Below are 11,387 nucleotides of genomic sequence, written 5' to 3'. Positions count from 1 at the left end.
ATGCGAGCGAGACATAGGCCCGGGCCTCCCGCCCTGACAGGCTGATCCCTGGCCGGCGTCAGCGGAGACGCCGCGGAAAGGGAACCCCATGACCTCGGCATCCACCGCCCGGCGCGACGCGCCTCCCGCGGAGCGCTCGCAGATCCGCACGATCGTCGCATCGAGCGTCGTCGGCACGACCGTCGAGTGGTTCGACTTCTTCGCCTACTCGACGGCGGCGGCGCTGATCCTCAACAGCCTGTTCTTCCCCGACTACGACCCGCTCGTCGGCACGATCCTGGCGTTCGGCGGTATCGCTGTCGGGTACTTCGGCCGCCCGCTCGGGTCGATCGTGTTCGGGCACTTCGGCGATCGCATCGGACGTAAGCGGATGCTCGTCATCTCGCTCGTCCTCATGGGCGTCGCCACCTTCCTCATCGGTCTTCTGCCGACCTACACCGCGATCGGGGTCGCCGCCCCGATCCTGTTGATGGTGCTGCGTTTCGTGCAGGGCTTCGCTCTCGGCGGCGAGTGGGGCGGTGCGGTCCTGCTCGTCGTCGAGCACGCCGAGCCGCGTCGTCGCGCGTTCCTCGGCAGCTTCCCGCAGGTGGGGCTCGCGCTGGGGCTGACGCTGTCGACCCTGGTGTTCCTGCCGCTGGTCGCCCTCCCCGGCGACGCGTTCCAGGCGTGGGGCTGGCGGGTGCCGTTCCTCATCAGCGCGGTGCTGGTGCTGGTGGGCCTGTTCATCCGTCTCAAGATCAGTGAGACCCCCGAGTTCGAGAAGATGCGCGATGCCGGCAAGGCCGCCCGCGTGCCGCTCTGGGAGACCCTCAAGACCCACCCGGGCCAGGTCGTCTTCGCGGCCCTCAGCTTCGCCGTCATCGGTGCGGTCTTCTACATGCTGTTCACGTTCAGCCTCACCTACGGCACTCAGTTCGTGGGTCACACGCAGCCCGAGATGCTCACGATCGCGACGATCTGCTCGCTGCTGGCGCTGGTCGGGCTCCCGCTCGCGGGGTGGCTCGCCGACCGCTTCGGCGTCGCGAAGGTCTTCGCCTCCGGCACGATCCTCTCGGTGCTCCTCGCGTTCCCGGCGTTCTGGCTGATCGACACCGGCAGCCTCGCCGCCGCATACGTCGCCTACATCGCGACGACGATCGGCTTCTGCGCGACCTACGGCACCCTCGGCGTGCTCTACGCGCAGGCGTTCGACGTGCGCATCCGTTACACGGGCATGTCGCTCGCGCTCGGCATCGGCACGATCGTGGGCTCGGCGTTCGTGCCGATCATCTACCTCGAGCTGCTCGACGTGTTCGGCGGCTCGTGGGCGATCGCCCTCTACATGGTCGTCGCGGGCATCGTCACCCTCGTCTCGGTCACCCTGCTCCACCGCCTCTCGCGTCGCGCCGCCGCGCGTGCCGCCGCTCCCGCCCCGGAAGGATCCTCTCGATGATCGATGACGCCACCCGCGCCCTGCTCGCCGGACTCGGAGGAGTGGATGCCGCTCCCGGTTCACTCGCGGGGGTGGTGGTGGTCGACGTCACACGTGTCGTCGCCGGACCCTACTGCTCGATGATCCTGGCCGACCTGGGCGCAACGGTCATCAAGGTCGAGAACCCCGGCGACCCCGACTACACGCGCACCTTCCCGCCGATGCTGCCGCGCGAGGATGCGGAGCCGCTGAGCGGATTCTTCGCGCAGTACAACCGCAACAAGCTGGGCGTCACGCTGAACCTGAAGAGCCCGGGTGCCGCCGAGGTGCTCGACCGGCTCGTGGAGCGCGCCGATGTGCTGGTCGAGAACTTCCGCCCCGGCACGATGGACCGTCTCGGGCACGGCTACGAGCGTCTGCGTCGGGTGAACCCGAAGCTCGTGTACGCGGCGCTCAGCGGCTACGGCCAGTCGGGTCCGTACCGGCTGCGCCCCGCCTACGACAACAGCGCGCAGGCCACCGGCGGACTGTGGTCGATGAACGGTGAGGCCGGTGGCCCGCCCACCCGTGTGGGCACGATCATCGGCGATCTCGCCGCCAGCCTCTACGGCGTGATCGGGGTGCTCGCGGCGCTCCGGCACGCAGAGCAGACGGGCGAGGGGCAGCTCGTCGACATCTCGCAGCAGGACTCCGTCCTCACCCTCACCGAGAACGCCGTCGTGTCGTACACGGTCGACGGTGTCGTGCCGGAGCCCCTCGGCAATCAGCATCCGTTCGTGCGCCCCTACGAGCTGTTCCCGTGCGCCGACGGCTTCGTCTTCTTCGGCGGGTACACCGACAAGTTCTGGCGCATCTCGTGCGAGACGTTCGGCAGCCCGGCCGACTGGGACGACAACCCCGATCTGCACAGCATGGCCACCCGCTTCGATGCCGAGGTCTACCAGGAGAGGGTCAAGCCGATGGTCGTGCGCTGGTTCGCCGACCGCACCAAGGCCGAGCTCGAAGCGCTCGCCGGAGATCTCGTGCCGTTGAGCGCGGTGAAGGACATCGGCGAGGTGGTCGAGGATCCGCAGATCGCTGCGCGCGGCATGATCGTCGACAACGACTACCCGGGCCACGGGTCGCTGCGCACCTTCGGGTCGCCGGTGAAGCTCGATCGCACGCCCGCGCAGACCGCGGGGCTCGCGCCCGACATGGGTGAGCACACCGATCGGGTGCTGGGGGAGTTCCTCGGCTACTCGGCCGACGAGGTCGCCGCGCTGCGCACGGGAGGCACGATCTGATGGGCATCCGTCTCGACCGCACGGGTGGCATCGGCGTCATCACGATCGACCGCCCCGAGAAGCTCAACGCACTGACGCTCGCGATGTACGACGAACTCGGCGCCGCGTTCGCCGAGGTGCAGGGCGACCCGCGCATCGGTGTGGCGGTGCTCACGGGCGCCGGCGAGCGTGCGTTCTGCGTCGGTGCCGATCTGGGCGAATCGATCCCGGCGCTCACCGAGGAGCGCTTCGACATCAGCGAATGGGATGCCGCGCACCAGAAGCACTCGACGCTCGAGAAGCCGGTGGTCGCGGCGATCAACGGACTGTGCCTCGGCGGCGGGTTCGAGATCATGCTGTCGACCGACATCCGTCTCGCCTCCGCCGATGCACAGTTCGCGCTGCCCGAGACCGGTGTCGGCGTCGTGCCGGCCGGGGGCACGCTCGTGCGGCTCATCCGGCAGATCCCCTACGCGTTCGCGATGGACCTCATGCTGCGCGGCGACCGCATCGACGCCGAGACCGCGCTGCGGTACGGGCTCGTGAACCGGGTGGTCGAGGCATCCGCTCTGCACGACGAGGCGATCGCCGTCGCCGAGCAGCTGCTGACGAAGAGCGCCACGGCGCTGGCGACCGTGAAGCGGGCCGTGCGTGCGCTCGCCGACCTGCCCGAGTCGGAGGCGTTCCGCCTCGAGGCGGTGCTGGGGCAGCAGGCGTTCGCGAGCGACGACGCCCGCGAGGGCCTCGCCGCCTTCGCCGAGCGCCGCCCCCCGCGGTTCCCGTCGCGGGGCTAGCTGGTCCCCGAGCCTGTCGAAGGGTCCCGCCCGCATGACTGGGTCCCTGAGCTTGTCGAAGGGTCCCGCCCGCATGACTGGGTCCCTGAGCCTGTCGAAGGGTCCCGCCCGCATGATTGGGTCCCTGAGTCTGTCGAAGGGTCCCGCCCCGAGCGAGTGGGCGTGGGAAGGTGGGGGTGAGAGGAGCCTCATGGCCGAGAACACCGCGTCCGCGCTCGTGCGCGAGGTCGTCGCGGCCGCGCGCGCCGAGCCGGGGGAGCGGATGCTCGCGCTCACGCAGTTGCTCACCGAGGCGGATGCCGCGGCATCCGATGTCGAGGAGGTCCTCGCCGCGGTGCAGGAGTCGCAGCAGCAGACCGCGCGGCTGCGCAGGCGCACCGTCGAACTCGAGGCTCTGTTCTCGACCGCGCGAGAACTCGTGCGGCTGCAGGACGTGACCGATGTGCTGCGCCGCCTCGTTCAGCGCGCGCACGAACTCATGGGCACCGACGTCACGTATCTCTCGGAGGTCGACAACGCGCAGGGCGATCTGCGCGTGCGGTATTCGGCGGGCACGGTGACCCCGGAGTTCCGCGACCTGCTCGTGCCCGCCGGGTACGGCCTCGCGAGCCTGGTCGCCGACTCCCGCGAACCGGTCTGGGTGCGCGAGTACACGCGCATGGCGGATGCTCCGCACGACCCCTCCATCGACGATGCGGTCGCGCGTGAGGGGCTCGTCTCGTTCCTCGGCGTGCCGCTGGCCGTCGGCGACGAGGTGCTCGGAGCGCTGTTCGCCTGCAACCGATTCGCCCACGACTTCACGCCCGACCAGGTGCTGCTGCTGTCGGCGTTCGCCGATCATGCCGCCGCCGTGCTGCACAGCGCCCGCGTGCTGGCCGAGAACGCGGCCGCCCGCGCCCGCGCCGAAGAGGCGTACGCCGAGCTGGAGCGCCACCTCGCCGCGACGCAGATCGTCGGCGGCATCCATGAAGAGCTCACGGCCGCCGTCGTCTCGGGCGCGACCCTGATCGACCTCGTCGCGACGGTGTCGGATCGCCTCGGGCGGCGCGTGCGCGCGGTCGACGAGACGGGGCTTCCCCTCGATGCGGGAGCGGACGCCCGTGCGGGCCTGCCGCGCCGCAGGCCCCTCACCGATGCGATCCGGGAGAGCCGGGCGAGCGGGCATGCCGTCGCGGTGGTCGACGGGGAGCGCCGGTGGCTGGTGGTCGCGATCCTCGGTGCCGACCGGGTGCTCGGTGCGATGGTCGCCGACGATGAGGACGCCGTGCCCGACGACGTCGCCCGCCCCACGCTCGAGCGCGCCGCGCAGGTCGCCGCCCTCGTCTCCTTCAAACGCGATGCCGTCTCGGCGATCCGCGCCGAACGCCGCGCACGCGTGCTCGGTGCGGTGCTCGACGGTTCGGCCGAGGCATCCGCCCTCTCGACCGAGGTCGTGCACCCGCTCGTGGGCGCGGCCGCGATCGACGTGCGCGGGCGCGAGGGTGCGCTGACGGTGGCCGCGGATGCCGTCGGCGACCACGGCCTCGTCGCGGTGCGCGAACACGGGCTCGTGGTCGCGTGGACGGCATCCGTCGACGGGCCCGGGGCCGGGGCCGGTCTCGTGGCCGCGACCGAGCGGGTGCGGCGGATCCTCGCCGAGAAGCTCGACGATCCGTCGGTCACCGCGGTCGTCGGCGCGACGGTCGATGGGGTGCCGGCGCTGCGCGCGTCGGTCGAGCGTGCCGTGCGCGATCTGCGGTTCCTGGGGCCGCTCGGGGTGTCGGGGGCGACTGTGCGGTCGGACGACTTCGCGCCGTATCACGTGCTCTCCTCGGGGGAGCCGGAGGCGGCCGCCCGGTTCGTCGACGGGATGCTCGGGCCGGTGCGCGCGTGGGACGAACGGCGCGGCACGGCGCTCGTCGACACCCTCGTCGCGTACTTCGACGCGGGGGAGAGCCGCCAGGGGGCGGCGACCGCGCTGCGCGTGCACACGAACACGGTGCAGCAGCGCCTCGACCGGATCTGGACGCTGCTCGACGGCGACCCCGCGGATGCCGAGTACCGGTTCCGCCTGCAGGCCGCCGTGCGACTCGAGCGCCTCCGGCGGGAGTTGCTCGGGCTTCCCGGTTCCTGAGCGAGGAGCGAAGCGACGAGACGAAGGGCGCCGACCCTAGCCCACTCGCCCTCGCAACTCACCCGTGTGACGCAATCTGACGCACGGTGTCGCCCTGTGTAGCCCGGGGCGACCGGCATCCGCGGGCCTGGATAGCGTCGGAAGCCCGTGCCGACCCGAGAGGACCCATCGTGGCATCCGGAATCCCCCGTCGCCTCGGCGCTGCCGTCGCAGCAGCCGTCGTCACCGCTCTGACCCTGACCGCCTGCGCCTCGGCCGCCCCCGAGTCCTCGGGTGACGACGGCGAGCCCGTCACCGGCGGCGACCTCGTCGTCGCGGCCCGCTCCGAACCGCCGCAGCTCAACCCGCTCGTCGACCAGATGGGCGGCGCGCACGTGCTGACCCCGGTCGTCGACTCCCTCGTGTGGGACAACGGCGACGGCACCTACGGCACGTGGCTCGCGACCGACTGGGAGGTGTCCGACGACGCCCGCGTGTACACGTTCACGCTGCGCGACGACGTGACCTTCCACGACGGCACCCCGTTCGACGCCGAGGCCGTGAAGGTCAACTTCGATTACGTCGCCGACCCGGCCAACAAGTCCACGGGTTCGGTCGCGAAGCTGGGCCCGACGGCCGAGGTGCTCGACGAGTACACCGTGCGCATCACGCTCGAGCAGCCGGAGTCGAGCTTCCTCACGCTGATCGCCGCCCCGTACTTCGGCATCGTGTCGCCGACGCAGCTGCTCGACGACCCCGACTCGCTCGCGTCGACCGTGGTCGGCACCGGTCCGTTCGTCTTCGACGAGTGGGTCAAGGGCCAGAGCATCAGCTACGTGCGCAACGACGACTACGACTGGGGCCCCGAGGGCACCCACGAGGGCGCCGCGTACCTCGACAAGATCACGTACCGCTTCCTGCCCGAGGACCAGACGCGCTACAACGCGCTGCTCACGGGCGAGGCCGACATCGTCGACTACATCGCTCCCGAGTACGCCGAAGAGGTCAAGGCCGACGACCGCTACGAGTCCGACGAGTTCCTGCTGCCGGGCGTCGGCTTCACGCTGCACCTGAACACGCGCACCGCGCCGTTCGACGACGTGAACGTGCGTCGCGCGCTGCTCACCGGCATCGACCGCGAGGCGATCGTCAAGAGCGCGACCTTCGGCGCGTACCCCGTGCAGGAGTACCTGGCGACCACGACGCCCGACTACAAGACCGACCTCGAGAACGTCATCGAGTTCGACGCGGATGCCGCGGGCGCATTGCTCGACGAGGCCGGCTGGACGGGAACGGATGCCGACGGCTACCGCACTAAGGACGGCGAGCGCCTGAGCACCACCGTGCCCTACGCCGACAACGACCAGCTCGCCCAGCGCACGCTGGAGCAGGTGCAGATCGACGCGAAGGAGCTCGGCTTCGAGCTCGTGCTGCAGCCGGTTCCGGCGGCGGACTTCTCGCAGCGCCTGTACACCGGCGAGTACGGCATCATGCCGTCGTTCCAGTCGGAGGCGACCGGCATGCAGCTCTGGCGCCTGTACGGCGGCGACAACGTGTCGGACGGTTCGTCGATCGGCTCGAACGCGTCGTTCCTGGCGGATGCCGAGCTCGACGGCATCCTGGCCCAGGCGCGCGCCAGCGCCGACCCGGCCGCCCGCGCCGACTTCTACGGCCAGGCGCAGGAGCTGCTGCCCTCGCTCGCCCCGTCGATCCCGCTGTATTCGCGGGCCCGCGTGGTGGCCTGGCAGCCGAACGTGCACGGCGTCGCGTGGGACTACGCGTGGCCGCAGCCGTACCTGTTCGACGCCTGGAAGAACTGAGTCCGTTCGGACCGGCCCTTCGTCTCGTCGCTACGCTCCTCGCTCAGGAACCGGTGAGTGCCTCCGGTTCCTGAGCGAGCGAAGCGAGACGAAGGGCCGCCCCGAGACGCACACGGAGGAGGAACGACATGAGCACGGTCTGGCGAGTACTGCGCCGTCTCGGCGTGAGCCTGATCACGCTGTGGGGTGCGGCGACCCTCACGTTCTTCGCGCTGCGGCTCGTGCCGGTCGACCCGGCGTTCGCGATCCTCGGCGCCGGTCAGCAGCAGGTCGACATCAGCCCCGAGGTTCTCGCCGTCGTGCGGCAGGAGTACCACCTCGACGAGCCGCTGATCGTGCAGTACTTCCTCTACCTCGGTCGTCTGCTGCGCGGAGACCTCGGCATGTCGTACGTGCAGGAGCAACCGGTCGCCCCGCTGCTTGCCGCGCAGGCGGGTCCGACGATCGCCCTCGCGCTCGCCGCGATCGTGCTCGCCGTCGTGATCTCGCTCGCCGGCGGTGTGCTGACCGCCGGTCGCCGCCTGCCCAGCTGGATCTCCTCGGGCGTCGAACTGGTGCTCGCGTCGACCCCGGTGTTCTGGCTCGGCTTCGTGCTGATGCTGGTGTTCGCCGTGTGGCTGCGCGCGCTCCCCATCCTCGACAGCGGCGATCTGCGCTCGCTCGTCCTCCCCGCCCTCACCCTCGCGCTGCCGACGGCCGCCCTGCTGCTGCAGGTGCTGCGGCAGTCGCTCGACGATGCGCTCGAGCAGCCCTTCATCCTCTCGGCTCGTGCGCGCGGTCTCGGGTCGCTCGCCGTGACCGTGCGGCACGCGCTCCGTCACGCCGCGGTGCCGTATCTGACCATGCTCGGGTTCTCGTTCGGGGCCCTGCTCGGCGGTGCCGCGATCACCGAGACCCTCTTCAGCCGTCCGGGGCTCGGGCGCCTGCTCGTCGACTCGGTGGCCTCGCAGGACATCCCGGTCGTGATCGGCGTCGTGCTCGTCGGCACGGCGGTGTTCATCCTGGTGAACACGCTCGTCGACCTGTCGTACGCGCTCGTCGATCCGCGGGTGCGCGACGCCGACCGCGTGATCGCCCCGTCGAAGGACGACGCCGCCGCTGCGGCATCCGAACCTACGGACGCCGACCGAACGGAGGCCACCGCATGAGCGGGGGAGTCGTCGCTGAGGCCGTCACCGCCCGGCAGCACGTGCGCTGGCGCGGCTGGGTGCGCCTGGCCGCCGACATCGGCACACTGCTGTGCGCGCTGGTGCTGGTGCTGTTCGTACTCGCCGCGCTGTGGCCGCAGCTGCTCACCGGGCAGGACCCGCTCGCCGCCGATCGGGCATTGATCCTCGCGCCTCCGGGGCCGGGGCATCCGCTCGGCACCGACGAGATCGGACGCGACGTCTACGCCCGCATCGTCTTCGGTGCGCGCAGCTCGCTCGTGCTCGGGTTCGGCGCCGTCGTCATCTCGCTCTTCTTCGGAACGATCCTCGGCCTCGTCGCCGGGCTGTCGAACCGGGTGATCTCGACCGTGACGCTGCGGCTCACCGACATCGGAGCGGCGTTCCCCGAGCTCGTGCTCGCGATCCTCATCCTGGCGCTCTTCGGCGGAGGACTCGCCACCGCCACCATCGCGATCGGCATCGCCGGCATCCCGTACTACGTGCGCGTCGTGCGCGGCGAGACGCTGCGCGTGCGCACCTCGACCTTCATCGAGGCGTCCCGAGGCATGGGGCTGTCGCGCGCCCGCGTGCTCGGGCGACACCTGCTGCCGAACGCCGTGCGCCCGGTCGTCGTGATCGCGACCATCGGCCTCGGCGGTGCGACGCTCGCCGGCGCCGCCCTGTCGTTCCTCGGTCTCGGCAGCCCGCCGCCCACTCCCGAATGGGGTTCGATGCTCTCGAACGCGCGCAACTTCCTGACGCTGGGGTGGTGGGCCGCGGTGTTCCCCGGTCTCGCGATCACCCTCTTCGTCATCAGCACGACCGTGCTCGGTCGTCGCCTGCAGGCACGTCTGGAGGGTCGCGGATGAACGCGCTGATCCGGGTCGAGGGCCTGACCGTGTCGTTCGGTGGTCGCACGGCCGTCGAGGGTGTCGGTTTCGAGATCGGCCCCGGCGAGTGCGTCGCGCTGGTCGGCGAGTCGGGATCGGGCAAGTCCGTCAGCGCGCGCAGCCTGCTCGGGCTGGTCGGCGCGGGATCCCGGGTGGATGCCGAGGTGCTCGAGATCGACGGCGTCGACGCGCGACGGTTCTCCGAACGCCGCTGGCGCCGCATCCGTGGCCGCCGCATCGGGTACATCCTGCAGGACGCCCTATCGTCGCTCGACCCGCTGCGCACGGTGGGCAAGGAGGTGCGCGAGGCGATCGCCGCGACCGGCGGACCGCGCGGACGGGCCGGCCGCGAACGTGCTCTCGAACTGCTGCGCCGCACTCACGTGCCCGATCCCGAGACGCGCATCGACGAGCGTCCGGCGCAGCTCTCCGGCGGTCAGCGTCAGCGCGCGCTCATCGCCACCGCGCTCGCCGGAGACCCCGCCGTGCTCATCGCCGACGAGCCGACGACCGCGCTCGACGTGTCGGTGCAGAAGCAGATCCTCGCCCTGTTCAGCGAGCTCAAGCAGCAGGGCATCGCGCTGCTGCTCATCAGTCACGACCTCGCCGTGGTGTCGCAGCTCGCCGACCGCGTGCTGGTGCTGCAGGGCGGCGCCGTGGTCGAGAGGGGCGAGACCGCCGACGTCCTGTCGAACCCTCAGCATCCGTACACCCGCTCCCTCATCGACGCCGCCCCGCGGTTCGACAGCGGCCCCGCCCCGCACAGTTTCGGAGATTCGACCGGACACGCCGGGCCGCAGCATCCGATCTCCGGGGTGTCGCCTCAGATCTCCGAAGTTGTGCAGGGAACGGATGCCGTCACCGACTCGGATGCCGTGACGGAAACCGGGACCCTGACGGAAACCGGGCCCCTGACGGAAACTGGGTCCGTGAGCCTGTCGAAGGGTCCCTCCGCGCAGGCATCCGACGTCGTCCTCGCCGCCGAGCACGTGAGCAAGACCTTCCGCCTGCCGGGTGGCGCGACGCGCCCCGCGGTGAAGGACATCTCGATCGCCGTGCGCCGCGGGCGGTCGCTCGGCGTCGTGGGCGAATCCGGGTCGGGCAAGACGACGGTCGCGCGCATCCTCGCCGGGTTCGAGACCGCGGATGCCGGCACCGTGCGCCGTGCGAGCGACGACCCGCGCGACGTGCAGTTCGTCTACCAGGATCCGGGGTCGTCCTTCGACCCGCGCTGGACCGCGGGACGCCTTCTCGACGAGGCGATCGGGCTGCGGCATCCGTCCCTGTCGCGCACCGAGCGCGGTGCGCGCGTGCGGGACTGGCTCGAGCGTGTCGGACTCCCGGCGGACTTCGCCGACCGGCGGCCCTCGTCGCTGTCGGGCGGTCAGCGCCAGCGGCTCGGCATCGCCCGGGCGCTCGCCGTGGAGCCTGCGGTGGTCGTGCTCGACGAGCCGGTGTCGGCGCTCGACGTGGCGGTGCAGAAGCAGATCCTCGAACTCATCGCGCGCCTGCAGGCCGAGACCGGCGTCGCATACCTCTTCATCTCGCACGATCTCGGTGTGATCCAGAAGGTCTGCGACGAGGTCGTGGTGCTTCAGGGCGGCGTGGTGCGCGAGCAGGGTCCCACCTCGCAGGTGCTGCGTGCCCCGGCCGACGCGTACACGCGCCTGCTGATCGACGCGGTTCCCTCGCTCCCCGCCGTCTGAGTCGCAGCCTGCCCGCCGTCTGCCCGCCGTCTGCCCCACCGTCTGACCCACCGCTTCAGGAGGAGATCTCGGCGTGGGGAGGAGAAATCCCTCCTGTTTCTCCGCCCGACACGGAGATCTCCTCCCGAAGCGCGCCTCGCGCGACCGAGCGTCGTCGCGGCATCCACCGAGGTAAACCGGTTCTTGACGCGCCCGTGACGCGCGGGTTACTGTTGCTCCACCCCGTTCTGACAGCGTTGTCATTCCGAATCTTCCGATGTGACT

At 70.9% G+C, this 11,387-nt stretch carries 8 protein-coding genes; all 8 read left to right on the top strand.

Annotation, left to right across the window (positions count from 1 at the left end):
- Positions 1-88 precede the first annotated feature (88 nt).
- The 8 genes from ACTJKK_RS09810 (at position 89) to ACTJKK_RS09775 (ending at position 11,123) form a co-directional block, all read left to right on the top strand.
- Positions 89-1,432 (top strand): MFS transporter, encoded by a 1,344-nt coding sequence (locus ACTJKK_RS09810; RefSeq protein ID WP_336641562.1) that lies wholly within the window; start codon positions 89-91, stop codon positions 1,430-1,432.
- Positions 1,429-2,694 carry a CaiB/BaiF CoA transferase family protein gene (locus ACTJKK_RS09805; RefSeq protein WP_440747845.1) on the top strand — a complete coding sequence of 422 codons (1,266 nt, stop codon included), beginning with the start codon at positions 1,429-1,431 and terminating at the stop codon, positions 2,692-2,694. The genes ACTJKK_RS09810 and ACTJKK_RS09805 overlap by 4 nt, the downstream gene beginning before the upstream one ends.
- Positions 2,694-3,467, top strand: coding sequence for an enoyl-CoA hydratase/isomerase family protein (locus ACTJKK_RS09800; RefSeq protein WP_247624297.1), 774 nt, complete (start codon positions 2,694-2,696; stop codon positions 3,465-3,467). Before ACTJKK_RS09805 ends, ACTJKK_RS09800 begins: the two co-directional genes overlap by 1 nt.
- 190 nt (positions 3,468-3,657) lie before the next feature.
- Entirely contained in the window at positions 3,658-5,580 is a 1,923-nt protein-coding gene (locus tag ACTJKK_RS09795) for a helix-turn-helix domain-containing protein (protein ID WP_440747844.1), read from the top strand.
- Between the two features lie 170 nt (positions 5,581-5,750).
- Positions 5,751-7,379: an ABC transporter substrate-binding protein gene (locus ACTJKK_RS09790; protein ID WP_440747843.1), complete on the top strand. Its 1,629-nt coding sequence runs from the start codon at positions 5,751-5,753 to the stop codon at positions 7,377-7,379.
- A gap of 128 nt (positions 7,380-7,507) precedes the next feature.
- Positions 7,508-8,527, top strand: coding sequence for an ABC transporter permease (locus ACTJKK_RS09785; protein WP_247633638.1), 1,020 nt, complete (start codon positions 7,508-7,510; stop codon positions 8,525-8,527).
- Positions 8,524-9,396 carry an ABC transporter permease gene (locus tag ACTJKK_RS09780; RefSeq protein ID WP_247624301.1) on the top strand — a complete coding sequence of 291 codons (873 nt, stop codon included), beginning with the start codon at positions 8,524-8,526 and terminating at the stop codon, positions 9,394-9,396. The genes ACTJKK_RS09785 and ACTJKK_RS09780 overlap by 4 nt, the downstream gene beginning before the upstream one ends.
- On the top strand, positions 9,393-11,123 hold the full coding sequence (locus ACTJKK_RS09775) for an ATP-binding cassette domain-containing protein (RefSeq protein WP_440747842.1): 1,731 nt from the start codon (positions 9,393-9,395) through the stop codon (positions 11,121-11,123). The genes ACTJKK_RS09780 and ACTJKK_RS09775 overlap by 4 nt, the downstream gene beginning before the upstream one ends.
- Positions 11,124-11,387 lie beyond the last annotated feature (264 nt).

This window comes from Microbacterium sp. 22179 (assembly GCF_052045715.1).
Taxonomy (GTDB): Bacteria; Actinomycetota; Actinomycetes; order Actinomycetales; family Microbacteriaceae; genus Microbacterium; species Microbacterium galbinum.
Note: the sequence above shows the minus strand (reverse complement) of the source record. Positions and strands in the feature narration are given on the sequence as shown.

Coding starts and splice junctions, on each gene's coding strand:
- ACTJKK_RS09810 (WP_336641562.1), top strand. CDS start 89: ATGACCTCGGCATCCACCGCCCGGCGCGACGCGCCTCCCGCGGAGCGC.
- ACTJKK_RS09805 (WP_440747845.1), top strand. CDS start 1,429: ATGATCGATGACGCCACCCGCGCCCTGCTCGCCGGACTCGGAGGAGTG.
- ACTJKK_RS09800 (WP_247624297.1), top strand. CDS start 2,694: ATGGGCATCCGTCTCGACCGCACGGGTGGCATCGGCGTCATCACGATC.
- ACTJKK_RS09795 (WP_440747844.1), top strand. CDS start 3,658: ATGGCCGAGAACACCGCGTCCGCGCTCGTGCGCGAGGTCGTCGCGGCC.
- ACTJKK_RS09785 (WP_247633638.1), top strand. CDS start 7,508: ATGAGCACGGTCTGGCGAGTACTGCGCCGTCTCGGCGTGAGCCTGATC.
- ACTJKK_RS09780 (WP_247624301.1), top strand. CDS start 8,524: ATGAGCGGGGGAGTCGTCGCTGAGGCCGTCACCGCCCGGCAGCACGTG.
- ACTJKK_RS09775 (WP_440747842.1), top strand. CDS start 9,393: ATGAACGCGCTGATCCGGGTCGAGGGCCTGACCGTGTCGTTCGGTGGT.